Here is a 26,151-nt window from a genome sequence, read left to right on the forward strand (position 1 = left end):
AAGTACCTTGCATTGATACAACTTCTCTTCTTTCATGATAAAAATAATTTATTGTAATTTTTCGTGTTGACCTTAGAGTAACTCAAACGTTTATGATTGGTGTGAAATCGTTTTCTAAATAAATTTTAAGAGGAGAGAATATGTTTACAGTTAAAAACAAGTATATGGTTTTGGTAGGAGCATTACTCGCTCAAGTTACCATAGCGGGCTTATACGCATGGAGTATATTCGGCACCGCACTGCAAGTGGAACGTGGTTGGGATGGAAATTCCATACTTTTACCTTACTCACTGGCACAATTCGTCTTTGCATTCAGTACGCTTGCATCAGGCCGCCTAGTGGATAAGCACGGTCCTAGAATCACATTGATGATCGGTGGTCTTTTATATGGAACAGGACTCATCTTGTCTTCATTTGTAACATCTCCAAGCATGCTTTACTTGACTTATGGTGTCTTGACAGGCGCAGGTGTAGGTTTTGTCTATGTTTGCCCGCTTTCAACACTGATCAAATGGTTCCCTAAGAACAGAGGTATGATCACAGGTCTTTCTGTCGGCGTATTCGGTGGTGGAAGTATCATCTTCCAAAAGGTCATTTCAAACTTCTTGACTACAACGGACGTTTCTGGCGCTTTCCTTAAACTTGGTATCATCTCAATGGCGCTGATCATGACAGGTGCCTTATTCACAAACAATCCAGTCGGCTTTGTAAAGCAATCCGCTCAAAAGGGCGAAGGCGACTATACTACTAAAGAAATGATGAAGACATCGAAATTCAAGATCACTTGGGTGATGTACTGGTTGGCAGTAATTCCAGGTCTGCTTGTACTTGGTGCCGCTAAAAACATCGGTATCGAAGTTGCTGGTCTTGATGTGACAATGGCTGCAGGTGTCATCTCTATCCTGGCGATATCCAATGCCGGCAGTAGACTTGTTTCCGGTACCTTGTCCGATAAGTTCGGCACGCTCAATGTGCTTAAGCTGATCTTCGTGATTACGATCGCATCACTCCTGTCACTAAGCTTCTTAGCGGATATCAAAGCGGTATTCTACCTAAGCGTTATCGGTGTGGCAGTGGGTTACGGCGGTTTCCTGGCACTTTTCCCTACGTTCACAAATCAAGAGTTCGGTTCATTCAGATACGGATCCAACTATGGTGTGGTTTACCAGGCATACGGCCTTGCGGCACTATCCGGTATCTTCATCAAGTCAATGGTCGGTAGTTATACGACTACATTCATCTTCTCGGCGGTTGCCGCGATGATCGGTCTTGGACTTTCCTTCTTCATCAAAGAGAGAGCGAAAGAAGAAGCTACTGCTAAAACAACTAAATCGGCATAGTAAAAAGGCAAAAAATCAGACCACTCGAATGAGTGGTCTTTTTATTTCATTCTATTAGCGAACCGCTCTAGCAAGAGTTTCCCTTCCATCGATCATCTGCTTCCAAACAATCGATCCAAGTACGACCCCTCCACCGATCAGCGAGTACACCGTCGGCTTCTCACCGATGAAGATCAAGACCCAGAGCGGATTGAAGAGGGGTTCTATGACCGGTATCAGAGCGGCTTCAAGCGCTGTCACATGTTGAACCGATTTTGTGAACAAGACATATCCAAGCCCTAATTGAAAAATCCCAAGCACTAGAATGCTGGACACGCTTTGAACCGTGATGGACGGTGGAAAGAGCAATGCGAAGGGTAGCGCCAGGACAAACAGAATCGCACTTCCCAAAAGTGTCATATGAAGCGGATTGTTTTCTTTTTTACGATTCATCACAAGAATCATCACCGCAAGCATGATACCCGCTAGGATAGCAAGGAGGTTTCCCAGCATGTTTCCGACCGACAGGTTTCCGACAAAAAACAGGACCATGCCCGTCATCACAGATAGGATCACCAGCACATCCCTTTTGCGAAGCACTTCCTTGTACACTACTGTAGAGATCATCAAAACCCATATGGGTGCGGTAAACTGAAGCAAGATCGCATTGGTCGAGGTCGTCAGCTTATTGGCAAAGATAAAGCAGGTTGCAAGTGTCGCATAGCAAACGGCGCCTATCCAGACGTCCTTTGAAAACCGCTTTGGCAGTTTTCCTGAAAAGAACAGCATGAGACTACCTGCGATACCGCTTCTTATCCCTGCGATGACTAACGGATGCCAGTCTACAAGTTTGATGAACAAACCGCCTAAGCTCCATAAGAGAGCGGCGCATACCATGTATATAATCGCTTTATTTCTACTCATTCTCAACCTCGTTTTTATGTCTTTAATGACATTATAGGGCCCAGGCAATTATTTGTAAATTAAAAAAGCTCCCCGTAGGGGAGCCAGTTATTTTGAATAGTTCAAAAGCGTTTTTATCACGTTTTCCATCTGCTTCTTATCCACCAGATTACCATCGTCGTCTGTGACCATGCACTGCATCGCATGCTCTTCCATGATGACGATTCCCACCTTATGGACACTCGATTTGATTGCTGCGATCTGTAGCAGGATGTCCTCACACGGCTTATCCTCTTCAATCATCTTCTCTATGCCTGCGATGTGTCCCTTGATTGTTTTCAGCCTATTGATAATCTTTTTCTTCGCATCATTCATAATAGCCCCTCCTATTGTCTTGCGTTCTCTACTAGCTTTAAAAACTGCTCTTTATTTATCGTTCCGACATGGTAATCTGTGATGATCCCATCGGGACCGACGACCACACTCGTTGGAATCGAACGCACTTTGTAATCTCTTGCAGCAACACTTTTTTCATCTAAGAGTATCGGAAAAGCGATTTCGAATTCCTCGAGCAGCGCATACATGTCCTCTAACTTATCCTGTTCAGTCAGGTTGATTCCTAAAACGACGACACCATCGTCCTTGTTTTCAAGATAGGCTTCGTTGATGTAGGGCATCTCTGCTCTACAAGGGGGACACCAGCTTGCAAAGAAGTTGAGTATCACTACTTGTCCCTCGAAATCGGATAAGGATACAGGGTTGCCGTCTATGTCATCAAGACTCACGTCAATCGCCTTCTTACCCGGTAAAAATCCTTCTTCTACACTCGCCTCTTCGACAGCTTCAGAAACAGCCTCCGTACTTTCCTGCTCATCCGCTTGAACGGTTTGAGGCTGATCGCCTTTTGGCGGTTCTATAGAAAGATTGACTGGCTGACAGGCCAGAAGTATCACGCTGAGTACGATGAGCAGTACACTTACCATTATTTTTTTCATATTTCGCTCCTTTACGAGAAGAATGCTGTTATCTTATTGAGATAATTGAAGTAAATCATAAATCCTACGGCGATAATCAGAAGTCCTGACAGGACTTTGACGACATGCAGATACTTTCCCGACTTTTCAAGCAGGATCACAAGCTGACTCATGAGCAGCACCGAAGCTATAAATGGAATCATGAAACCGAAGGCATAGATCAGCAGTAAGAACATTCCTGTTCCAATCGTCTGACTGTTCGCAGCGTACAAAAGCACCGTAGCCAGTATGGGGCCGACACAGGGAGTCCATCCAAAGCTGAAGGCCATTCCCATAACCACCGCAGTACCGAATTTTGCTTTTTTCGCACGAACCCTTACTTTACGTTCTCTCATCAGGAAACTTGGTTTGATGATTCCGAGCTGAAAGACCCCCAGTAGGATGACAAGTATACCGAATACTTTTCTTAAGGTATCTGAAATTCCAAGTAAAAATCCGCCCACGCTCGTCGCGACCGCGCCAAGTAAAATGAAGACCAGTATGAGTCCTATGAAAAAGCCTGCTCCGTTCACATATAATTTTCTCCTGCTTCCACCTTCCTCATCCATCTCACCGGCTAGAAACCCGGCTAACATGGGAATCAGAGGCACGATACATGGCGAGAAAAAGGACAGCAGACCTGCTAGCCATACACCAAAATAGGTTATTTGCACGTTCAGCTCCTTATCATTGATTAAAAATCAAGGCTGTTTCATAAGAAACAGCCTCGTTTGTCATGTTGCTTTATTATACTATACCCCCACGGGGGTGGCTAGTCAATTAGATAAACAAATTCACATTCGATTCTTCCGCAGCGCCTAAATAAGAAGCGACACCGCCGAATTCAATACCATCGATCAGCTCATCTTTTGTGATTCCCATCAGATCCATGCTCATGGTACAGGCAACGATTCTAACACCGTTATCGATCGCCTGCTGCATCAGTTCTTCAAGTGAATCCACATTGTGCTTTTTCATGACCATCCTAACCATCTTAGGACCCATTCCAAACATATGCATGTTCGAAAGACCAAGTCGCTTTGAGCCTCTAGGCATCATTCCGCTAAACATTCTTGCAAGGAAATCTTTTTTGACAGACACCTTATCGTGTTTTCTAAGAATGTTAAGTCCCCAGAAGGTGAAGAACAAGGTAACCTGTCTTCCCATTGCCGTCGCACCGTTGGCGATGATGAAGGTCGCAACAGCCTTATCGAACTCGCCGCTAAATACGACCATCGACTTGTCTTCAGGCATTTTGGACTGAGTTCCGCTATGCATGATAGGGTGACCTTTTTTTATGACCGCATAAAATTCATTGGACCTTTTTCCAGAATCGATCAGGGTATTTCCAGTGCGTTTGCACCACGTCTTGATATCTGATGCAAAGCCGGGATCTGTAGCAGCTACTTCAAGGATGTCGCCACGATTCATCTCATCCATTCGCTTATACACTTGCATGATCGGTCCTGGACACTGTAAGCCGCAAGCGTTTAGTTTTACATTTACCCCAGTGCCCTCATTAAAAGACTGATCAGCGTCAGAATCACCCGAATCGTTGAAGTCGGCATCGGCTTCCTCAGAAGGAATCGGACACGAATGGTCGATATCGCTGTGCACCATCTTATAGCTCGTATAACCGCCGTTTAAGTTCTTCACGTTCTCAAATCCTAGGTTGTTAAGGATTCTTGAGGCCACATAACCTCTAAGTCCGATCGCGCAGTAGATGATGATCTCTTTAGTTCTATCGAGCTCTTCCACTCTTTCACGTAGGCTGTTGACAGGTATGTTCATCGAACCTTCTACAAAGCCGAAATCACGTTCTTCAGGGTCACGTACATCGAGGATGATTGTCTTATCAAAATCGATGTCCGTCATCTCATGGGCGTTCACATAATCCATTTTTCCAGTCAAGACGTTTTCCGCTACAAAAGCGATCATGTTTGCAGGATCTTTAGCAGAACTGTAAGGTGGTGCGTAAGCAAGCTCTAAGTTTTTCAAGTCGTTTACAGTTCCACCGAATCGGATAGCTGTTGCGATTACGTCAATACGCTTGTCTACTCCCACATAACCGACAGCTTGCGAACCAAGAATTTTTCCGTCCGTTGCGTAAATCAGTTTCAGCGCCATTGGAATCGCGCCCGGATAGTAGCCCGCATGTGATTTTACATGGATGAGTGTGGAATGATAGTCCTTTTTATAAATCTTACCCATACGGGCAAGTGTCTTTTCATTTAATCCTGTATTTGCAACCGTAAGGTCGTATACTTTTGCAATAGAAGTACCTTGTGTACCCTTATAGGTCTCTTCGATACCGCAGATGTTGTTGGCAACAATCCTACCTTGCTTGTTGGCAGGTCCTGCAAGCGGAACCATCGCCTTTTCACCTGTGATGAACTCATCGACCTCGATCGCATCGCCAAGTGCATAGATATTCGGATCTTCCGTTTTCATGTGCTTGTCTACGATAATTCCACCGCGGGCGTTCACTGGAAGCTTTGCCAGTCTTGCAAGTTCTGACTGAGGCTTCACACCGATAGAGAGCATGACGATCTCCGCATCCACAGTTTCGCCGCTTTCAAGGTAAATTGTAGTTACACCGTTCTTGTACTCGAACTTTTGAACGCCGTCATTAAGGAACAATCTGACGCCCTGGTCACCCAAGTGATGATGTACGATTTCTGCCATATCCTTGTCGATAGGAGTCATGACCTGGTCCGCTTTTTCGATTAGAGTGACATCAAGCCCTCTTTCAGAAAAGTTTTCAGCCATTTCGATACCGATGAATCCTCCACCGATGACAGCCGCTCTTCTTGGTCTGATCGTATCTACAAAGTTCTTGATCGCATCTGTGTCGGGAATATCCCATAGTGTGAAGATATTGGGTGAGTCGATTCCTTGGATAGGTGGCTTAAGCGGTGTGGAACCAGGGGAAAGGACCAATACGTCATAGCTCTCCTCGTAAGTCTCACCAGTATCCACTTTTTCCACTTTCACAGTCTTTGCTTCCCTGTTTATATCGACCACTTTATTTTTGACGCGCACATCGATATTGAATCTTGCTTTCATCGCTTCTGGAGTTTGAACAAGCAGAAGGTCACGCTCTTTGATCGTCTCGCCGATATAGTACGGCAGTCCACAGTTTGCGAAGGAAATGTAATCCCCTTTTTCAAACATGATGATTTCAACATTCTCATCTAATCTTCTAAGTCTGGCAGCAGTTGAGGCTCCACCGGCAACTCCACCGACAATAAGTACTTTCTTATCCATTGAATATTTCTCCTCTCGAAACCCCCTACCCTTAGGGGTTGTCTTGTGTTAATATAATAACTAACAAACTGCGGTCTTGTCAATACTTTTTTAACCCCTCCCTTGCAGGGGGTGTTTTTTCAACACAGGGAGTGAGCATTTTCAATCGTTATATATTCAATTATTCAGATATTACGTTTTTGTAGCAATGTTGATAAAGAGGTCTGTTGAATGTAGAATGCGGAGTGTAGAAACCCTTGCACCTTTGGTGCGTGGGAAGTTGCCTGCCAAGCGCAGCTTCTAAGGATTCCACAAACTAAATTCCACATTCCACAAATCCCTGCCATCCCACATTCACCTAAAAAAAGAGCAACCCATCAAGATGGATTGCTCTTTTACTAATAGTTAACCTAAAAACTGTTCTAAATCATCTTCCACTGATCCGATACCGTTGATGCCGAAGCTTTCAACCAGTACTTTAGCCACATTCGGTGAAAGGAATGCTGGAAGTGTAGGTCCTAATTTGATGTTCTTGACGCCTAGGAAGAGGAGGGCAAGCAAGACGATGACGGCCTTTTGCTCGTACCAGGCGATGTTGTAAGCGATTGGAAGTTCGTTGATGTCGTTAAGCTCAAACACTTCTTTAAGTTTAAGCGCGATGACAGCAAGTGAGTAAGAATCGTTACATTGACCTGCGTCAAGCACTCTTGGAATACCGCCGATATCACCAAGGTTCAACTTGTTGTATCTGTATTTCGCACAACCCGCAGTAAGAATCACTGTGTCTTTCGGTAATTTTTCTGCAAACTCAGTGTAGTAGTTTCTGTCTTTCATTCTACCGTCGCAGCCTGCCATGACGAAGAACTTTTTGATAGCGCCAGTCTTAACAGCATCAACCACCTTGTCTGCAAGGGCAAGCACTTGATTGTGAGCGAAGCCGCCGACAATCGTACCTTCTTCGATTTGAGTCGGAGCAGGTAATTTTTTAGCGTGTTCGATGATTTCTGAGAAGTCCTTCTGTCCGCCATCCACTCTGTCGGCGATATGCTTGAATCCTGGGAACCCGGATGCGCCAGTCGTGTAAACTCTATCCGCATAATCCGCTTTTGGAGGCACGATGCAGTTTGTAGTAAACAGAACAGGACCGTTGAATGTAGCGAATTCCTCTTTTTGTTTCCACCAAGCGTTGCCGTAGTTGCCTACGAAATGCTCGTATTTTTTAAACGCGGGATAGTAGTTGGCTGGAAGCATTTCTGAGTGGGTGTATACATCCACGCCGGTACCCTCTGTTTGCTTAAGCAGCTCTTCCATATCCTTAAGGTCATGACCAGAAATCAGGATCGCCGGCTTGTTTCTTGTTCCGATGTTCACTTCAGTAAGCTCTGGATTACCGTAAGCTTCTGTATTGGCAGCATCAAGCAGTGCCATGACGTCAACACCGAATTTACCTGTTTCAAGAACAAGTGCCACTAACTCGTCAGCAGACATCGTATCGTCAAGTGTCGATACTAGCGCTCTTTCGATGAATGCGAAGATCTCAGCATTTGCTTTTCCTAAGTTTAGTGCGTGCTCACCGTATGCGGCCATGCCTTTTAATCCGTAAATCACAAGTTCTCTAAGAGAACGAACGTCTTCATTTTCTGTTGCAAGCACGCCCACTTCAGCCTCAACCGCTTTAGTATCGTAGTGCGCACGTGCAAGTTCGAATGTGGCAGAAGTATGGTAAGCCTTGTCAGCAAGTTTGCCTGCTGCCTCTAATTTACCTTTTAACTCGTCACGCTTGTTCAGTACCGCTTCAATTCTATCTTTTAACGCCTCATTGTCAAAGTTTGCATTTGTGATGGTCGAGAATAGACCGTCCACCATAATTCGGTCCGTATCCGAATCGTTAAGACCAGCAGCTCTTGCCTGGCCGGCATATTCCGCCAAGCCTTTTAGCGAATAGATCAACAGATCCTGGATTCCTGCAGTTTCAGGCTGCTTACCGCATACGCCTACTTTATTACAACCCTTACCACCAGCTGCTTCTTGACATTGATAACAAAACATACTCATCGTGTAATTCTCCTTTCAGATCGGGTCTACTTTTTAAGACCTTCCAGTGTAATGGTTACTTCGTTATAAGTAACAATCATGCCTGAATTCAGCATGGCTTGTTTAACCGCTGAGACGATGCCGCCGCAGCAAGGAACTTCCATTCTGACAACGGTGATGCTCTTTGGTGCGTTTTCACCGAAAATCGTTGTCAACTTTTCGATGTAGTAGTTATTATCATCAAGCTTCGGGCACCCGATCAGCGCCACTCTGCCCTTAATGAACTCCTTATGAAAATCAGCGTATGCAAATGCAGTACAGTCGGCGGCGATCAACAGATCTGCCCCTTTAAGGTACTCGGCTTTCGGATTCACTAGGTTCAGCTGCACCGGCCAGTTCGTAAGTTGCGAGAGGGCCTGGTTGTAATCATCCACCTCTTTGACAGAAACCTTCTGGATACTTTCCCTAGGCTTTATGGCTTTTGCCATCGAACCAGGGCACCCGCAGGCAAGTTCTTCCTCAACCGGCTGACTCACAGCGGCGATCCTCTCATCGACCGCTTCCTGTGAATACTCCTCGGCTTCACGCTCGATCATCCTGATAGCCCCTGTCGGACAGTTGGGCAGACAATCGCCTAAGCCGTCGCAGTAGATGTCGCTGACAAGTTTCGCTTTGCCGTCGACCATCTGGATCGCGCTTTCGTGACATGCGCTTACACATAGCTCACAACCGTTACAGAGCTTTTCATCTATTTCGATTATTCTTCTTTTCATCACGCACCCCTCTCTCTTATATCCAATTTAACCACTTGTAATCACAAAATGCGGTAACCTATGTTACAATTATGTTGAGATGCGCTTTCAAGTAGCTTTTCTCTTCTTTCAATAACTAAATGATAGCAGACCAAACTTAAATTGACGGTAACCGATGTTACCGAGGAGATACTTATGGAGACAAACTGGGTAAACGACTGTATTTTATTTCGAGGCTTCGACAAAAAGGAACTTGAAGATACGATCCGATTGAGATTCCTGCGGTTCAAATCCTATAAAAAGGGTGAAGTTATCGTTCATGAAGGAGATCCCGTCACTGGAATCGGTATTGTAAGAGAAGGCACGGCAGAAATTCAATCGATCTATCCTTCCGGCAAGGTTTTGACACTCGTCAGACTCTCAAGAGGAGATGTGTTCGGCGAGGCTGTCGTGTTCAGCAAGAATCCGACGTATCCCGTCACGGTGGTCGCGCTTACGGACATCACAGTGGGTTTCATCGCCACCGATCTCCTTCTTGAGCTCTTTCACGATTACCCGCTGGCGCTGAACAACTACCTGAACGTCCTCTCAAACAAGCTGACGACGATGAACAAGAAGATCAAGAACCTTTCGCTGGATACCATCAGAAAAAGGGTGGCGAATTTCCTACTGATGCAGTATAAGAATAAAGGAACAAAAATGTTTCAGACGGGACTCACCCGCAAGTCCATGGCGGACCTGATGGGCATACAAAGGCCCTCTCTCTCAAGGGAGCTGATGAAAATGAAGGAAGACGGTCTGATCGACTACGATGGGGAGACGTTCAAGATTCTGGATATCGAAAGACTTGAGGAGTCACTCAACTGAAAAACTGCAAATGGAGACAAAATAAAAAGCTTCCCGTGATGGGAAGCTTTTCTTCTTGCTATCCTAGAAGTTCATCTAGTCTTTTTTTATCAAAACCTTGAACGATATCTTCTTCGACTTGGATTACAGGAACGCCCATGAACCCTTGGTCCATCAGTTCTTTTCTTGCTTCCATATCCGTAGAAACGTTCTTTTCTGAGTAAGATACGCCTTTAGCATCAAGGTAACGTTTTGCTTCGTGGCAGTATCCGCATGTGTTAGATGTGTAAATTACAACGTTTTTCATTGTTAATCCTCCATTCAATTATCCCCTGTATATGGGGCTTATATTGTCATTGTAATTGAGGTGACGGATGTTGTCAACCTACGCATTATGTTTATATCCAAATTTGTACGGATTCAATCATCCAAGTCGCAATCTTCGAGAATCACTTGCAATAATCATTTGACTTATCTAAAATGAAACCATCACTAACAAAGGGGATGACATATGACTGTTTGGAAAACACGTGGCAAACGTGGCGACGCGCTTGAAGATTTGATCCTACTGAGCAACGACTTTTACCAGACCCACGGCATCGCCCGGGTGGATAAGGCTGCGACTCCGGTTACCGTTGTGGAGTTGGACGGCAAGGGTCTGATCACCAAGGCCTATTTTGAAAAAAAGGCGACCATCGACTTTTACGGCATCGTTCAAGGTATTTACATCACCTTCGACGCGAAGGAAACCCATCAAAAATCGCTGCCGCTAAAAAACATACATGCCCATCAGGTGGACTACATGCGCGATGTCACAAGGCAGGGCGGACTCGCCTTCTTAATCGTTCATTTCAAACACGACGACACCTATTACCTGCTCCCGTTCGAGCTCCTTGAAACCTACTACCAAAAAGCTCAGTTCGGGGGGCGAAAGTCCATTCCCTATACTGAAATGGCGGACGAATTCAAGATAAAGCGCGAAAAAAACGGCATCCTGGCTTACCTGAATGCCGTCAATGCCTATATCGATTGGAAAAATGCTCAGTCCAATGCTTTGAAGTAGTCGTAGATTTCATTTGACAGTCTACCAAAGGCGACGATGTCAAGATTTTCAGCACGTATGCTTGGAGAAATAGCTAGCTTCTCACAAATCGCCTTAAAGGCATCCTTATCGATACCCATGGTGGACGTTACTGTATTCAGTAACGTCTTTCTGCGTTTAGCGAAAGACGCCTTCACCGTTTTAAAGAACATTTCCCGAGAGACGACATCCACCGGAGGATTCTCTCTGATTTTAAGTCGGATCACCGAGGATTCGACATTGGGTTGAGGTACAAAAACGGTTCTTGGAACCTTAAAGAGCACGCTAGGCTCCGCATAAAACTGAACTGCCACAGAAAGCGAACCGTAGGTCTTGTTGTCCTTATCAGCACTCATCCTGTCAGCCACTTCTTTTTGGATCATCACGACGATATCCGACACAGGGATGCCGTCTTCAAGAAACTTCATGATGATGGGTGTGGTGATATAATAGGGAAGGTTGGCGACAACCTTCACTTTTTCACATTCAGAGAACTTTTCAGCGATCAGGGCTTTCAAATCGAGTTTAAGCACATCTTCCTTAATTAGTTCAAAATGCGGTGCACTGCCGAAATGGGATTCAAGTATCGGCCACAGCATTCTGTCGATTTCGACAGAAACCACTTTTTTCGCACGGTTCAGCAGCGCTTCGGTCAAAGATCCGATGCCGGGTCCGATTTCCAGCACGCCGTCATTCGGACCGATCTGCGCGCCGTCCGCGATATTTTCTACAATGTTGGAGTCGATCAGAAAGTTCTGCCCTAAACTCTTTGAAAAATTCACACCGTGTTGTTCCATGGTGGATTTTATATAATGAAAAGATGTTAATTTACTCATGATTATCCTCATATTCTTCAATAAATTTCAGTACGCGCTCGCGCTCTATCTGGTACTTGTTCAACCTTGCCAGAAACTGTTTTCCGTTACCGTAACCGATGCTTAGATGCTTTCCAAGCGCGATTCTCTTTGCCTTTGAATCCTCTTCCCCGACAAGCCCTAAAAGAATCAGGTCCTTGTTAGTGTAAAGAGTTTCCATACTGTCACTCTGCGCGTGTGCCCCCATCAGTGCGGACAAGATAGCTTGTCCAGAAGCGTTCTCCACACCTATATTTCCAGCTCTGGTTCCTTCTTCACGGGTGATGTAGGCTTGCTTGACATTGCCCTTTATGATCGCAGTGAGTTGCTTTCTGATCTTGTTTCCAACAAAATCCGGATCGGTGAAGATGATCACCCCAAGCGTATCCGCTGCAAATTGAATCCTCTTTATCGTGCTTTCCGATAAACCGTACCCGTGGGTGATGATGATCTGCGCGTCCACAAACTGTTTGATGTTCGCCTCGTCATCCCTGCCTTCGACCACGATGATTTCTTTTATCCGCATTTTATTTTCCATAACCGACAATTAAATGATCCTCTACCTTTTCATCGAGTACATAGACTCTGACATTTCGTCTTCCATAGCGTCTTGCTGATGAGTTGTCTCCAATAAACAAATCGATGCGATTTCCCTTGATGGCTCCGCCTGTATCCTCTGCGGATGAAAATCCATAATCTCTTGTGTAATCGAGCGACTCGACATAGAGCACGCTTCCAAGCGGCACTACCTTGGGATCCACAGCCACTACGCCGGGTCTTGCATGCGTTCCCGATCTTGTGATTCCATAAAGCGGATGGTCGGGATATTTCCCACAACTTGCGAACGACAGGTCATATGCTGTCGCCTGCATCGTATAAACCGCCTTCACGGCATATGGCGCTCCCGTAGGTGTGACAAATAGATTTTCTTTCCCCAACTGATAGACTCTAGAAGTCGGTAGACTGATCTGTGAGTCGCCGACGATTTCGGATTGGAACCACTGCCCGTTTTCCATATACTCGTTGATCTTGACGATTCTTTGACCGCTAGATCCGTCGCTCACCAGTTTGGTAGTTCCAGCTTCCAGTTCACTGCTGACTTTGTAAAGGATGGGCGCTGTCGTTTCAAGCACCTTTTCGCTGTGCTCTTTTTGCACACGGTCCAGATAGATGACTTCACCTGCTGCAACTGGAGCCTTCAATCCGGGTCTGACCCTATCGAGGTCTGTCAAGACGATATTCGCGTCCATCAGGATATCGGCGACCCGCCTGCCTGTCGTATAGACGGTCTGAAGATGTTCTCCTGTCTGGATGGTAACCTGCTTGGCCCGTTCAATGACAATCCGTTCATTTTTTTTAAGCTTATCCCCTAGTCCGTGTGATAATTTATCATAGGACTCGATAGTGACCTTTGAAAGCTCTAGAATCCTATCCACACGGTGATGTATGGTATAGACATCATAGACCACATTGCCGTCTTCAATCGTATAATGTGCCATCAGCACTACTTTTAACCCAAGACCGATTGACAACATGATACAGACAATCAGTATCGGAAGTTGCCACGGTAACCGCTTTTTCATCTTCTCACCTACTTGATTTTAAAAAACCGTTTTGCATTCTCTTTGGTTGCGGCTGCGACTTCCTCATATGTCACACCCTTTAGCTTGGCCATCTCCTCGCACACGAAATGAACATAGGCGGGCTCGTTTCTTCTTCCTCTAAAGGGCATGGGTGTCAGATAAGGCGCATCCGTTTCTATCATCAGCCTGTCTAGCGGCACCGCTTCGACCACTTCGTGGCTTTTTCTCGCATTTTTGTACGTCAAGGGTCCTGCGATTGAAAGATACGCGCCGAGTTTGACGTATTGCTTGGCAAGTTCTGCACTTCCGGAGAAGCAGTGCATCAAAACGCCTGTCTCAAAGGCCTGCTCCTTTTTCAAAATATCCAGCACATCCTGATTGGCCTCCCTGTCATGGATGATGATCGGAAGTCCCAAGGTCTGTGCCATCCTTATTTGTTCGATAAAGACTTGCTTTTGAATATCTCTTGGAGAATTGTCGTAGTGGTAATCAAGACCGATCTCGCCGATCGCCTTTACCTTATCCTCTTTGGCAAGCTGCTCGATCATCTCAAGTACCATCTGATCGACATCCTTCGCATCGTGCGGATGTACTCCGACCGCCGCATAGACCATGTCGTATTTTTTTGCAAGCTCCACCGCACGCTTGCTACTCGCAAGGTCGGCACCAGGATTCATCATCAGCTCGACCCCACGGTCCAAAGCTCTTTTGATTACCTGGTCACGGTCGTCGTCAAATCGTCTGTCATCAAGGTGTGTATGTGAATCAAAAAGCATAAGATGCTCCTCTCTTGTTACTATTAATATAGGCTGTACGTTTAAACAATGAATATTTTATCACAACATCATACTTTTAGCTAATTTCATTTCTCTCTTATCTTAAAATCGCGAAAAATAAAAAGGGCAGCTCGCGCTGCCCTAAACCTGTTAACTACGAAACGACCGTTCCGCTTTCCATATCCACATTTGCAAGTTTCAGCTTATCGTCAGTCGAAGCCGCAAGAATCATGCCTTGGGACTCGATCCCCCTTAGTATTACAGGCTTCAGATTTGCCACAAGAATCACCTTCTCGCCCACTAGCTCTTCCGGCTTGTAGAACTTGGAGATTCCAGAGACCACCTGACGCTTTTCGGGACCCACCTGCACCTGAAGCACCAATAGCTTGTCGGCCTTCGGATGCTTTTCGGCCGACAGGATCTCAGCGACCCTAAGGTCAAGCTTTGCAAAATCATCGATTGTGATTTCTTCTTTAAGTTCCAGCTTCTCAGGTTCTGGTTCCCCGTATTTCGCACGGATCGCTTCGACCTCTTCCATCTTTTTAGCTTCGTCCATACGGGCGAACAAGACTTCTGCCTTGCCGACGCTATCTCCCACCACGGTTCCGTCAAAGGAACTGATCGAGTCATAACTTGTGGTAGTCGCGTTGATCTGCTCGAGAATCCTATCGGCCGTATCCGGAATGAACGATTTCAATAGAATCGCAGAAATCCTGATCGACTCCAAAAGGTTGTAAAGCACAGTGCCCAACCGTTCCTTGTCCTCTTCGTTCTTTGCAAGGATCCAAGGTGTTGTCTCATCGATGTATTTGTTGCTGCGTCTAAGCAGCGTCCAGATTTCTTCTAGGGCGTCGGCGATTCTGTACGCATCGACAAGTTCTTCCACCTTTTTAGGGGTCTCCAGCGCAAGCGCTTCGAGTTCCTTGTCGAACTCACCAATAGCAGTCGGCGCCTGTATGACTCCGTCAAAGTATTTTTGAACCATCGCCACAGTTCTGTTGACAAGGTTTCCAAGCACATTCGCAAGATCCGTGTTGATTCTACCGATCATCATCTCGTAGGTGATCGTACCGTCATTGGCAAAAGGCATTTCCCTTAAGACGTAATAACGCACCGCGTCCACTCCGAATAGGTCCACAAGATCGTCTGTGAAGATCGCATTTCCTCTTGATTTGCTCATCTTATCCTTACCGACGAGCAGCCACGGATGTCCGTAGACCTGCTTAGGCAGTTCGACTTCAAGCCCCATCAAGATGATCGGCCAGTAGATCGTGTGAAAACGAACGATGTCCTTGCCGATGATATGCACATCTGCCGGCCAAAGTTTTTTAAACTGCTCGGAAGATCCGTCCGGATCGAATCCGATTGCCGAAATATAGTTTGAAAGCGCGTCGATCCATACGTAGGAGACATGTCCCTCATCAAATTCAAGCGGTACTCCCCAAGAGAAGGACGTACGGGATACGCAAAGGTCCTGAAGCCCAGGTTTGATGAAGTTGTTGAGCATCTCGTTCTTTCTGGCCTCGGGCCAGATGAACTCAGGATGCTTCTCAATATGTTCTTCCAGCTGTTTCTGATATTTCGATAGCTTTAAGAAGTAAGCCTCTTCGCTCGATTTTTGAACAGGACGACCGCAGTCCGGGCAGTTTCCATCCACAAGCTGTGATTCCGTCCAGAAGGATTCGTCAGGGGTACAGTACCATCCCTCGTATTTCCCCTTATAGATATCGCCTTTGTCATAAAGTTTCTTGTAGATCTTTTTGACCACGTCCTTGTGCTTGTCGTCAGTGGTGCGTATGAACTGGTCGTAGTCCACGTTCACAAGATCCCAGATTCTTTTAATTTCTCCCGCGATCTCATCCACGTGCTCCTGAGGCGTTTTTCCCATTTCTTCGGCTTGTTCTTGGATTTTTTGTCCATGCTCGTCCGTACCTGTCAGAAAGTACGTGTCATATCCCTGTTCCTTCTTAAAACGTACAAGCGCATCGGATAGAATCGCTTCATAAACGTTTCCTATGTGTGGAATTTTCGATGTATACGCAATCGCCGTTGTTAAATAAAATTTTCCCTTACTCATTTGACACACTCCTCGTTTTCATTCAAAAAAACAAAAAACTCCCAATCCCAATAGGGACGGAAGTAAACTCCGCGGTACCACCCTAGTTCTGCAAAGTTCGCAGCCCTCGTCGCAATGTGCATGTGTGCTAACGTTCACCAACGTTCTTACCTACTCGAATTTCAGTAAAACAGCTCCGGGGCCATCTTCAACACTTCATCGCCGTTATCTTTCACCAATTCGATAACTCTCTGTAGGACAAATCCATCTCTACTCTTCCCATCATTGCCTTTAAAGTGATTACAGTTTATCACAGCGCTTTGAGGATTGTCAATGTACTTATCCGCTTGAGGTGAAAACCACGGTCGATACTAGATATTTCTTTCTTTTAATGATATTTTGACTTGTGTACCTCACGATTGTGTGATAAAACTATACAGGACAAATGCTCAAGGAGGAAAACAATTGACAAAACGAGTGACTGAGATACTAAATGATTTAAACCTAAATAAAATCAGCAAGCTGTCTTTCCAAACGGAAGAAAAAAGGGTAGCTGTTCAATTCCTAGATAAATATGAAAGCATACACGATGTGGAATTCTCACATGTCGACACCTATTTCTTTTTAGATGAGAAATTCCTGGATTCCATGTATGAGGAGACAGGCATCAAACATCCGATCACTTTCTTTGACAACGGTTACGGAGAATTCGTGGCAGTAGACGAATACGAAGACGGCACACGAGAAGAAACCATGCTCTCCCAGCCCAACGTGATACTTAACACAGATGAAGCCAGCATTTTAATTGAAGCGAAAAAAGTGACTATCAACGGTGAAAGTTACCAGCTGCACGGAATGATGAGTTAAAACAGTCAAAACCACTCAAAGGGATTGAGTGGTTTTTTTATTGTTTAGATTTCAATTCCAATATATTTGAGCTGAAGGTATTCCTCAATTCCGTAGGTGCCGCCTTCTCTTCCATAACCGCTCATCTTAACCCCGCCAAAGGGCGCTTGCGCAGTGCTGATCCTTCCGGTGTTGATACCTATCATGCCGTACTCGAGCGCCTCAGAGACTCTTGTCGCACGGCTGAGACCTTCTGTGAAGGCATAGGCCGACAAACCGTATGGAGTATCATTGGCGATCCTGACGGCTTCCTCTTCCGTTTTAAACGTGATGATCGGAACGACCGGTCCAAACGTTTCCTCATTAGCGATGAGCATCTCACCCGTCACACCTGCAAGTACCGTCGGCGGGTACAAGAAACCTCCCTCGGTCACGTCCTGCCTAAATCCTTTACCGCCCAACAGGCAGGTCGCACCCCGATTTACTGCATCATCGACATGCCTTGAGATTTTGTCAAAACCCGCCTCGTCGATGATCGGTCCCATATCCACCGCCTCTTGTCCGTTACCGACCTTGAGCTCACGCACCTTGACAAGCAATCTTTCCGTGTAAGCCTCTACTATGCTTTCGTGTACGAGCACCCTGTTGGTAGCGATACAAACCTGACCACAGTTTCTGAATTTTGAATCGAGCGTTCCCTGAACCGCCTTCTCAAGATCCGCATCCTCAAAAACGATCAGCGGCGCATGTCCTCCAAGTTCGAGAGATAGCTTCTTGAGTGTTTTTCCTGCCTGACTGGCTAGAAGCTTACCTACTTCGGTTGATCCTGTAAATGAAATCTTGCGGATTCTCTCGTCATCCATCAACACCTTACCGATGAGCGCGGCATCCCCAGTCAGCAGTTGGCAGACGCCTTTGTCAAAGCCTGCCCTGTCTAGCAGCTCAAAGAACTTCACCGCAGTAAAAGGAGTCTGTTCTGCAGGTTTAACGATGACCGTACATCCTGCAGCGAGTGCGGGAGCCATTTTTCTGACAAACATCGCAAGTGGAAAGTTCCATGGGGTGATGATCCCGACAGGTCCTATCGGTTCTTTGAGCACCTTGAGTCTCATGCTGCTGTGCGTGGGTTCCAAAAGGTCGCCTTTTATCCTGATGGCTTCTTCAGCGTACCACTGCACATAGCTTGCGGCGTACCTGACTTCACCGATCGCTTCTGTGTATGGTTTTCCCTGTTCCTCAGTCATGATGGCCGCAAGCTCCGATTCGTGTTCGACCATCAGGGCATAAAGCTTTCTTAAAAGAACGGCGCGTTCATAGCCGTTTGATTTCTTGTAACTGCAAAACGCGTCATATGCGGCGTCGACCGCCTCTTCGCAGTCGCTTACAGACGCGCTGGCCTGTTCTCCTATCGCAGACAGCGTGTAGGGGTTGTTCACCGTAAATTTCCTATTGAACTGCGCATCTTTGAATTCGCCTTTGATATATAGTCTTCCGTTCATCGCAATCTCCTCTTTTTTTGTGTTTTAATCCAATTCTTAACTAAATTATACTAGAAACGTTTGAACAAGCAAATAATTAGGCATATACTGATAATAGAATAATTTTAGGAGAGGTGACTTATGAATATGTTTACACAATTGGCATCAAGCGACATGATGATTACCATTAGTATGAAGGACTTGCTTTTATCTGTGTTTTGGATCTTTATGATCGTCGCAGTAGGCATGATCATCGCCATTCTTTTTAAAGCTTATCAGGCGGTAAGGGATTTCAGGGCGATCGTAGCTGAAAATCGCGAGAACATCAACCTGACACTCAACGAAGTGCCTCAGATCACGAAGAATGTTCAAGAAGTGACGACCGAAGTGACACACGCCGCAAAAACGTTTAGACCCACAGTGGACAATATCGCCGAAACTTCAGAAAGCGTCACAGAAACCATAAAGAACAACAATCCTGTGAACGAAGCGATCGTCAGCGCGTACAAAACAGTCAATAACGTCCATAAGCTTGTCGACAGCTTTAGCAAGAAACACAAAGGCAAAGAAGAAGCCGAATTCGATATCGTTGCCGAAGTGATCAAACCAAAATCCGAGTGATCTTTTTTCGACCGAAACCTTACCTATTTTGTCAGTCTTTGTTTATTACCAGATTTTGAGGGTAATTAGATACTGAATCACTTAAAATTTAAATGATAAAGATTTTCAGTTCGGTTACTAATTAGTTTTTGAGTAAGTCTTGACTTTTTATGTCAATCTTGTTACTATTTTAAGTGAGAAATTTGTCGAGATTTGTCAAATTAGTTAAGGAGGAGAACATTATGAAATCAACCGGTATTGTTAGAAAAGTGGACGAACTAGGTCGTGTTGTAATTCCGATCGAGTTGAGAAGAACACTATCCATTGGCGAGAAAGACGCGCTAGAAATCTTCACAGAATCTGATACGATCATTCTTAAAAAGTATGAGCCTGCTTGCATCTTCTGCGGTCAAGCAAAAGGTGTTACAAACTTAATGGGTAAGAACATTTGTCCAGAGTGTATCACTAAGATTGGCAACTTATAATTCCAATTCAATCAGCAAAGGACAGCATCTTTACGATGCTGTCCTTTTTGTATGTTCCTTATCGCTCTTGGTTTGCAGTCGCCTTATAAAGCTCCTGGCGGTCAACTCCGTAAACTTTGGCAAGTTCTTTGACGACTTCCTTTTGTCTTTCACCGCCAAGGACTCTTTTGTGGACTTCATCAATGGCCTCTTCCAAAGTCATCTCTTCCTTGATTTCCTTATAGCCTTCTACAACCACGACGAACTCGCCTTTTGGCGGTGTCTGCTCATAGTGCCTTATGGCTTCTGAGACGGTCGTGTGGAAATAGGTCTCATACTTTTTTGTAAGTTCCCTACCAAGTGTGATGTTCCTGTCGCCTAGGACTTCGAGCATATCCTCAAGCGCTTTCAGAATTCGATGGGGCGACTCGTAAAAGACCAGCGTCGCTGTGATTCCCTTGAGTTTCTCCAAATGTTTTTTTCGCCTTTGCCTGTCTAAAAATCCCTCGTAATGGAAGGGTTGGGTCTGCATGTTCGAAGCGATCACTGCTGTGACAGCTGCGCTTGCCCCCGGCAAAACCGTGTACTCGATGTTTTCCCTAATACAGGCCTTGATCAGTTCCTCCCCAGGATCCGAAATACCAGGCATGCCCGCGTCGCTGACGAGTGCGATATCCATACCGCTTCTTAATTTTTCAATGATTTTTTCTGTCATCGCCTTTTCATTGTGTTCATGGTAACTGAAAAGATGCTTCTTTATTTCAAAATGATTGAGTAATTTTACCGTCACGCGTGTATCCTCGCATGCGATCTCATCCACAGACTTCAACGTTTCGACTGCTCTGTAGGTCATATCGCCTAAGTTTCCGATAGGCGTAGGGCAAATATAAAGCATGTTGTCACTCCTTTTCTCCAAAGACGGTGATACTCGCATTCCTATAGATGGAGTAGATCATCTCGGTATATCCACCATCCTCATCATAGACGACAATCGGATCCTCGAACTTTAGCTCGTGGTTGCCATATTTCACAAACTTCATCAGCATGATATTGGGTCTGGAATTGAACTTAGGCTGAACAAACTGGATCCGTTTGGGTTCGAGCCTCATTTTTCTTGCTATCTCCACGATATCCACCAGTCGGTCCGGTCGATGTACCAGGTAGAACCTACCGTTGGGCTTGAGCACGTGGAATGCGGCTTTAAAGATATCCTCTAAGGAACAAGCCACCTCATGTCTTGAAATCGTCTTATAATCCGATTCGTTCTTGATTCCCCCGTTGACTTTAAAGTAGGGTGGGTTCGATGTGACCACGTCCATACATCCTTTTGAAAAAGTGGTCGGAACCTCTTTTATGTCGCCGGTCACAATGGTGATTCGATCTGAAAGCTTGTTGTGCTTCACAGTCCTATCCGCCATTTCAGCCACTTCGGCTTGTAACTCGACTCCTGTGATATGTTTCGCATCGGATTTTCCTACGATCAACAGGGGAACGATTGCGGTACCTGTTCCAAGATCCATCACTTGGTTGTTTTTTCTTATTTCAGTCCAATTGGCAAGCAACACGGCGTCGATGCCGAAACTGAACCATTTCTTGTTTTGAATGATCTGAAGTCCGTTTACTTGCAGATCATCCAGTCTTTCACCGTCTTTTAACATGCTACCACCTCATAAGAAGAGACTCTAAGTCTACCTAGAGTCTCTTCATGATCGTTACTTATCAAAAACCTCATCCGGTTGATCTTCAACTATTACGGTTTCATCTGATTTTCCCTTGCAGTTTCCGTCCTCGCAAGATTTTTTTCCTTGCTTGACACGTTTGCGGTCTTCACGAAGGATTAAACTGTTGTGATACTCAAAAAAGTCATCGCTGAGTTCTGGATGGCCACTTTTGGTCTGGTTGCCTGTCAGTAATTTTACCTTCACCATCTCTTTAAGTACGCTTACATTGAACACGACAGCCGGTCCGTCAGGTGTCTTGACCGTCTCACCCTGCTTAGGAAGTTCTTTGTTGAGCTCTCTGTAGGTATCGTACTCATATCGTAGGCAGCACATGAGTCGTCCGCAAATTCCCGAAATCTTAGTCGGATTGAGCGAAAGGCTTTGATCCTTGGCCATTTTAATCGAAACGGGAACAAAATCACCAAGCCAAGTCGCACAGCACAGCTGATAACCGCACTGGCCTATTCCGTTGAGCATTTTCGCTTCGTCGCGCACTCCGATTTGTCTAAGTTCGATTCGAGTTCTGAAGATCGACGCAAGGTCCTTCACCAGTTCTCTAAAATCCACTCGTCCATCCGCTGTAAAATAGAATATCACTTTATTGTTGTCGAACGTGTATTCCACATCCACAAGCTTCATGTCCAAGTTATGTTCTTTGATTTTCTCGACGCATAGTTCAAAGGCGTCAAGCGCTTTTTCCTTGTTTTGCTCGTGCGCCATCGAATCTTCTTCCGTTGCGATTCTGACCACCTTTTTCAGTGGTGACACAAGCTCTTCTTCCGCGATTTCCTTGATGCCGACAACCACCATGCCAAACTCGATACCGCGGACCGTTTCGACGATCACACCGTCATCTTTTTTTATCTCGAAATCACCTGGATCAAAATAATAGATCTTACCAGCTTTTTTAAACCTTACTCCTATGACCTTAACCATTTACTGCCTCCTGTATTTTATACAGCATAGCTTCTGTTACCAGAATATAATTTTGCTGACGTTTAATAGCGACTTTTGCTTCTTCAACCGCACCCATGGATTTTGTGATGCATGGGATACTTAATTTCTTACTACATTGTATCATGCTTTCGCGCTCAGCCCCAAGACGTAAATATTCGCTTGAAACTCCTTCTTTTAAAAGCAACACATCCTGTAGCCAGATGAGTATCAGGTCAAGCAGGTCGTCGCAGTCGTTTTTCAGATTTTCAAATACAGGTACCAGCGGCAACCATTTTTCAGGCTTATTCATCAAAAGGCCGCAAAGCAACTGGTACAGCTCTCTTACTCCTTTTGCAAACACATCATCTGTTGACCATTTCAGATACTTTCCATAACTCCCTTGGGCGATGGAAACCAGTTCATGATCAAGTTCCATGTTGTCTTTCTCGATCAGTTCTAGGATGCCCTTGTCAGGAATCGGATTGAATGCGATTCGTATCACACGGCTTCTTATGGTAGGAAGCAGACGCGTGATGTTGTCTGCGATCAGGATAACCATAGCATGTCCCGGGGGTTCTTCAATCAGTTTGAGCATTTTGTTTTGTGCCTGCTCCGTCATCAGGGCGGACTCGTCGATGATGACAATTTTCATATCGGAAAGATAGGGTTTTACATGAACATATCCATGAATCTCATCTATTTGCTCCGTCTTTATGGATGCGCCCGTTGGAGCGACCACCAATATGTCCGGGTGGTTGCCCGATTCGAACTTCGCCCTTAAGGCTTCATTTTCTCCACAAAGCAGATATTTTGCCAGCGATTTTGCAAAGGTGAACTTTCCTATGCCTTTGATGCCTTCAAAACAATAGGCATGCGCATACCGGTCCTCGTGCACTATTTGCTCAAAATATTCTTTTTGCCTTTGATGTCCCATAATCGAATCAAACATCGCTGCGCTCCACTTGAAAACGTTCTTTAAGCAGTTTACCCACCACACGGTAGATATCCTCATGGATGGCGTCAATGGGTCTGAACTCACGATCTAACATGCATTCGATCCTATGCCATCCAAAGAGCTCGCCTATATGCTTAGACGCCTCATAGGCGCGACTGAGGTGGCTGTGGTCTCTTTCATGAATGTCCTTTACTTCCGAACCGTCTATCTTGTTCGCTCTTTTCTCGATTACTGCAATCGAATGCTCTACAGGAACATCGAGAAAGAAGGTCAAATCAGGTCTAGGAATACCCATTAGCTCATATTCGAAGTTCTCCAACCACATCAGAAACTTATCCACTTCCTCCACACTCTCGAATTTAGTGGATTGATGCACCATGTTCGCAGTGGTATATCTGTCAGCTATGACAATTCCGCCTTCAGCGTAAAAATCAGACCATTCCTTTTTATAGGAAGCGAAGCGGTCAACCGCGAAAAATACCGAGGACGCGAACGGGCTCACATCATCCGCATTTTGACCGAAATCGCCTTTCAGGTACATTTTCACAAGGGCGGAGGACTCGCTTTCATAATTTGGAAACGAAACCAGTCGCACAGGATAACCCTCATCGGTCAATCGTTTTAGCAGTCTCTTGCTTTGCGTTTCCTTGCCGCTTCCGTCGTTTGCTTCTATCGTAATTAAAAGTCCCATAATCTCTCCTCATCTACTGACAACTCTGATGTTCTCTCTTTCCATCTCCATACCGATGATTTCATGATGGTCGCCCATCAGTCCCCTGATGATTGTAACGTGTTCCTCAGTGATCAGTTCACCAGGCATGATAAGTGGAATACCCGGCGGATATGGCACGATTCTCTGGGCAGCCACTTTTCCAGCCGCATCATCTAGGTTGACCACTTCCTCACAGAGTCTATCTAGTTGGTCCTTGTCGTAAAGACGTATCGGTGCCGGATACATCACCCTAATCGGCGCAAGGGGTGTTTTCATGACCACGCCATCAAGTACATCCGCAATGGCTTCAAGTTCGGCTTCTGTATTCATGATACTTAAGTACAGCAGAACACCGCTATGGTTGCTTAGCTCACAGTAGATGCCATGGCTTATGAGCAGTTGGTTGATCTCATATCCTGTATAACCTACAGGAGCGGTATGCAGCCAGATCTTAAAGGGATCATCCTGCTCTTTTACTCCACTTAGCCATCTTTTTAATCTAGTAGCCTTAAGTTCCACGATATGGCCGAAAAGATTGTCTTGCCTCTGTCTGTTGTCGACCATATAATGGATGGCTTCGTCTATGGAGGCGATCAGCACATAACTTGGTGAACTCGATTGCAATATCTTCAGATACTCGGTAACTCCCGAATAGCATCTATGCGCATTTTTAAAATGTATCACACCTGTCTGGGTCATCGCGGGCAGGGTCTTATGAGTACTTTGCACAACGATATGCGCCCCCATATTAAGCGCGGAAACGCGACTTTTAGAGCTGAAATTAAGGTGTGCGCCATGCGCCTCGTCGACAATCACGATGCCTTCTCTTTTATCCATCAGCTCGACTACAGAACCAAGGTCTGTCGTATAGCCGTAGTAACTCGGAGAAGTGATCACCACGACCTTAATCGATTCGTTCTTCGCTAAGCAGTCCAGTATCGCCTGTTCCTCATATCCCTCAATGGTTCCGCTCGAACTCCAGATCGGCCCGACCGTCTCATAGGTCAAACCTTTCAGCATACAAGCGTGGTATACAGACTGATGGCAGTCTCTTCCAACGAGAATTTGCTCGCCTCTCTTTGTCGATCCCATGATCGCGGCGAGTATTCCAACCGTCGATCCACCCACTAAAAAGTGCGTGGCATCACTTCCATAGGCATCCCTTGCATGATCCATCGCTTTTTTTATGATTCCCGTGGGATGATGTAGATTGTCCGTTCCCTCAATTTCTGTAGTATCCATCTTAAGCAGATTTCCACCATGGATACGCTTATATTTATGTCCAGGCATGTGTGCGGAAATCAAATCCTTCTTCAGGACCTTCATCAGGTCATCACGAAACATGTTTCGGTACCAAGCTTTCCAAATAGACTCTGATATCCTTTTGCGGTTCTATGATGATCTGTCTGACCCGACCCTCTTTTTTAAAGGTCAATACAAGCCAATGTTTCTTATTCAAGCTGTTTGTGAAGATATCACGCTTTGCGATTTTTTGCTTATGATAGGCTTCCACATTGATGACTTCATCGGGTTTCATGGTAATAAATGCGTGGTTCGATCTTCCTACCACTCTTTCAAAAACCAGGTCATCCGCCACGATACGGTAGTGGAACTCCGCAAGTCTGAAGTAGATGAGCTGGTAACAGAAATAAACGCATGCGATAAACATGACGAGCGATCCCAAGGACCGCACAAGAGGTGAAAACCCGATAAGGACGATATCCACACCCTCTATCGCCATCAGCAGCAAGATGATTGCGATAAGTATCCAAAAAAAACTTATTGATTTCTTTTCAATCGACTGTTTCAGTAACATGTAAGCCTCCAGTATGTGGTTTATCTACGTCTTCTCTTTTTTGGGGAACGTGTTTCAGGCAGTGCATGATACCAAAACCACATCACTAAATATGCGAATACAAATACGATGATTCCACCTATTAAAAGATTCACTTGATTCATTATTTTATCAACCTCGT

General features: G+C 45.3%; 27 protein-coding genes and 1 other annotated feature. Of the genes, 6 read left to right on the forward strand and 21 right to left on the reverse strand.

The features are described from left to right. Positions 1-140 precede the first annotated feature (140 nt). Positions 141-1,340, forward strand: a complete 1,200-nt coding sequence (locus DWB64_RS05580) for an OFA family MFS transporter (RefSeq protein WP_129487213.1) — start codon at positions 141-143, stop codon at positions 1,338-1,340. A gap of 54 nt (positions 1,341-1,394) precedes the next feature. Here the strand turns inward: DWB64_RS05580 and DWB64_RS05585 are convergent, their stop codons facing one another. The 7 genes from DWB64_RS05585 to DWB64_RS05615 all read right to left on the reverse strand — a co-directional run bounded on the left by DWB64_RS05585 (position 1,395) and on the right by DWB64_RS05615 (position 9,288). Further along, the gene (locus tag DWB64_RS05585; protein ID WP_129487214.1) at positions 1,395-2,243 is read right to left on the reverse strand and encodes a DMT family transporter; all 849 of its coding nucleotides are present in this window, start codon (positions 2,241-2,243) and stop codon (positions 1,395-1,397) included. Between the two features lie 87 nt (positions 2,244-2,330). Next, on the reverse strand, positions 2,331-2,597 hold the full coding sequence (locus DWB64_RS05590; RefSeq protein WP_129487215.1) for a metal-sensitive transcriptional regulator: 267 nt from the start codon (positions 2,595-2,597) through the stop codon (positions 2,331-2,333). An 11-nt stretch (positions 2,598-2,608) separates the two neighbouring features. Further along, complete coding sequence (locus DWB64_RS05595; protein ID WP_129487216.1) at positions 2,609-3,217, reverse strand: TlpA disulfide reductase family protein; 609 nt, start codon at positions 3,215-3,217, stop codon at positions 2,609-2,611. A gap of 11 nt (positions 3,218-3,228) precedes the next feature. After that, the gene (locus DWB64_RS05600; RefSeq protein ID WP_164980251.1) at positions 3,229-3,909 is read right to left on the reverse strand and encodes a cytochrome c biogenesis CcdA family protein; all 681 of its coding nucleotides are present in this window, start codon (positions 3,907-3,909) and stop codon (positions 3,229-3,231) included. 106 nt (positions 3,910-4,015) lie between these two features. After that, positions 4,016-6,502: a DsrE/DsrF/DrsH-like family protein gene (locus tag DWB64_RS05605; protein WP_129487218.1), complete on the reverse strand. Its 2,487-nt coding sequence runs from the start codon at positions 6,500-6,502 to the stop codon at positions 4,016-4,018. Positions 6,503-6,886: 384 nt separating this feature from the next. After that, positions 6,887-8,536 (reverse strand): hydroxylamine reductase, encoded by a 1,650-nt coding sequence (hcp, locus tag DWB64_RS05610; RefSeq protein ID WP_129487219.1) that lies wholly within the window; start codon positions 8,534-8,536, stop codon positions 6,887-6,889. A gap of 26 nt (positions 8,537-8,562) precedes the next feature. Further along, a complete protein-coding gene (locus DWB64_RS05615; RefSeq protein ID WP_129487220.1) occupies positions 8,563-9,288 on the reverse strand; it encodes an ATP-binding protein in 726 nt (241 codons plus the stop codon). Positions 9,289-9,462: 174 nt separating this feature from the next. Between DWB64_RS05615 and DWB64_RS05620 the strand changes: the two genes are divergently transcribed. Beyond that, entirely contained in the window at positions 9,463-10,134 is a 672-nt protein-coding gene (locus DWB64_RS05620) for a Crp/Fnr family transcriptional regulator (protein WP_129487221.1), read from the forward strand. A gap of 58 nt (positions 10,135-10,192) precedes the next feature. On the opposite strand, the gene DWB64_RS05625 is transcribed toward DWB64_RS05620, so the two are convergent. Further along, entirely contained in the window at positions 10,193-10,420 is a 228-nt protein-coding gene (locus DWB64_RS05625) for a glutaredoxin family protein (RefSeq protein WP_129487222.1), read from the reverse strand. Between the two features lie 204 nt (positions 10,421-10,624). On the opposite strand from DWB64_RS05625, the gene recU reads away from it, so the two are divergent. Next, positions 10,625-11,176: a Holliday junction resolvase RecU gene (gene recU, locus DWB64_RS05630; RefSeq protein WP_129487223.1), complete on the forward strand. Its 552-nt coding sequence runs from the start codon at positions 10,625-10,627 to the stop codon at positions 11,174-11,176. Here the strand turns inward: recU and rsmA are convergent. The 5 genes from rsmA to metG all read right to left on the reverse strand — a co-directional run bounded on the left by rsmA (position 11,155) and on the right by metG (position 16,484). Then, entirely contained in the window at positions 11,155-12,030 is an 876-nt protein-coding gene (rsmA, locus tag DWB64_RS05635) for a 16S rRNA (adenine(1518)-N(6)/adenine(1519)-N(6))-dimethyltransferase RsmA (protein WP_129487224.1), read from the reverse strand. The two genes, recU and rsmA, sit on opposite strands and share 22 nt — an antisense overlap. Continuing rightward, entirely contained in the window at positions 12,023-12,574 is a 552-nt protein-coding gene (gene rnmV / locus DWB64_RS05640) for a ribonuclease M5 (RefSeq protein ID WP_129487225.1), read from the reverse strand. Before rnmV ends, rsmA begins: the two co-directional genes overlap by 8 nt. Before the next feature lies 1 nt (position 12,575). Further along, positions 12,576-13,631, reverse strand: coding sequence for a 3D domain-containing protein (locus DWB64_RS05645; protein ID WP_129487226.1), 1,056 nt, complete (start codon positions 13,629-13,631; stop codon positions 12,576-12,578). Between the two features lie 8 nt (positions 13,632-13,639). Further along, positions 13,640-14,407, reverse strand: a complete 768-nt coding sequence (locus tag DWB64_RS05650) for a TatD family hydrolase (protein ID WP_129487227.1) — start codon at positions 14,405-14,407, stop codon at positions 13,640-13,642. A gap of 154 nt (positions 14,408-14,561) precedes the next feature. Then, the gene (gene metG / locus DWB64_RS05655) at positions 14,562-16,484 is read right to left on the reverse strand and encodes a methionine--tRNA ligase (RefSeq protein ID WP_206736647.1); all 1,923 of its coding nucleotides are present in this window, start codon (positions 16,482-16,484) and stop codon (positions 14,562-14,564) included. 49 nt (positions 16,485-16,533) lie between these two features. Next, positions 16,534-16,758: a binding site (T-box leader), on the reverse strand. A 170-nt stretch (positions 16,759-16,928) separates the two neighbouring features. On the opposite strand from metG, the gene DWB64_RS05660 reads away from it, so the two are divergent. Next, positions 16,929-17,330 (forward strand): hypothetical protein, encoded by a 402-nt coding sequence (locus DWB64_RS05660; protein ID WP_129487229.1) that lies wholly within the window; start codon positions 16,929-16,931, stop codon positions 17,328-17,330. A 44-nt stretch (positions 17,331-17,374) separates the two neighbouring features. Here DWB64_RS05660 and DWB64_RS05665 read toward each other — a convergent pair whose 3' ends face one another. Continuing rightward, positions 17,375-18,808: an NAD-dependent succinate-semialdehyde dehydrogenase gene (locus DWB64_RS05665; RefSeq protein WP_129487230.1), complete on the reverse strand. Its 1,434-nt coding sequence runs from the start codon at positions 18,806-18,808 to the stop codon at positions 17,375-17,377. Between the two features lie 120 nt (positions 18,809-18,928). On the opposite strand from DWB64_RS05665, the gene DWB64_RS05670 reads away from it, so the two are divergent. Together DWB64_RS05670 and DWB64_RS05675 are read left to right on the forward strand one after the other, a co-directional pair. After that, entirely contained in the window at positions 18,929-19,408 is a 480-nt protein-coding gene (locus DWB64_RS05670; protein ID WP_129487231.1) for a hypothetical protein, read from the forward strand. A 221-nt stretch (positions 19,409-19,629) separates the two neighbouring features. Beyond that, on the forward strand, positions 19,630-19,872 hold the full coding sequence (locus tag DWB64_RS05675; RefSeq protein ID WP_129487232.1) for an AbrB/MazE/SpoVT family DNA-binding domain-containing protein: 243 nt from the start codon (positions 19,630-19,632) through the stop codon (positions 19,870-19,872). A 58-nt stretch (positions 19,873-19,930) separates the two neighbouring features. Here the strand turns inward: DWB64_RS05675 and rsmI are convergent, their stop codons facing one another. The 7 genes from rsmI to DWB64_RS05710 are packed head-to-tail and all read right to left on the reverse strand — an operon-like array spanning position 19,931 to position 25,991. Then, positions 19,931-20,746 (reverse strand): 16S rRNA (cytidine(1402)-2'-O)-methyltransferase, encoded by an 816-nt coding sequence (gene rsmI / locus DWB64_RS05680; RefSeq protein WP_129487233.1) that lies wholly within the window; start codon positions 20,744-20,746, stop codon positions 19,931-19,933. Between the two features lie 4 nt (positions 20,747-20,750). After that, positions 20,751-21,509: a tRNA1(Val) (adenine(37)-N6)-methyltransferase gene (locus DWB64_RS05685; protein WP_129487234.1), complete on the reverse strand. Its 759-nt coding sequence runs from the start codon at positions 21,507-21,509 to the stop codon at positions 20,751-20,753. 54 nt (positions 21,510-21,563) lie between these two features. Beyond that, complete coding sequence (locus tag DWB64_RS05690) at positions 21,564-22,508, reverse strand: stage 0 sporulation family protein (RefSeq protein WP_129487235.1); 945 nt, start codon at positions 22,506-22,508, stop codon at positions 21,564-21,566. Then, complete coding sequence (locus DWB64_RS05695) at positions 22,501-23,457, reverse strand: DNA polymerase III subunit delta' C-terminal domain-containing protein (protein ID WP_164980255.1); 957 nt, start codon at positions 23,455-23,457, stop codon at positions 22,501-22,503. The genes DWB64_RS05690 and DWB64_RS05695 overlap by 8 nt, the downstream gene beginning before the upstream one ends. Next, positions 23,450-24,154, reverse strand: coding sequence for a thymidylate kinase (locus DWB64_RS05700; protein ID WP_129487237.1), 705 nt, complete (start codon positions 24,152-24,154; stop codon positions 23,450-23,452). The genes DWB64_RS05695 and DWB64_RS05700 overlap by 8 nt, the downstream gene beginning before the upstream one ends. Positions 24,155-24,163: 9 nt before the next feature. Next, entirely contained in the window at positions 24,164-25,519 is a 1,356-nt protein-coding gene (locus tag DWB64_RS19555; protein WP_129487238.1) for an aminotransferase class I/II-fold pyridoxal phosphate-dependent enzyme, read from the reverse strand. Next, positions 25,509-25,991: a hypothetical protein gene (locus DWB64_RS05710; RefSeq protein ID WP_129487239.1), complete on the reverse strand. Its 483-nt coding sequence runs from the start codon at positions 25,989-25,991 to the stop codon at positions 25,509-25,511. The genes DWB64_RS19555 and DWB64_RS05710 overlap by 11 nt, the downstream gene beginning before the upstream one ends. Between the last annotated feature and the right edge of the window lie 160 nt (positions 25,992-26,151).

The sequence above is a fragment of the Fusibacter sp. A1 genome (genome assembly GCF_004125825.1).
Taxonomy (GTDB): Bacteria; Bacillota; Clostridia; order Peptostreptococcales; family Acidaminobacteraceae; genus QQWI01.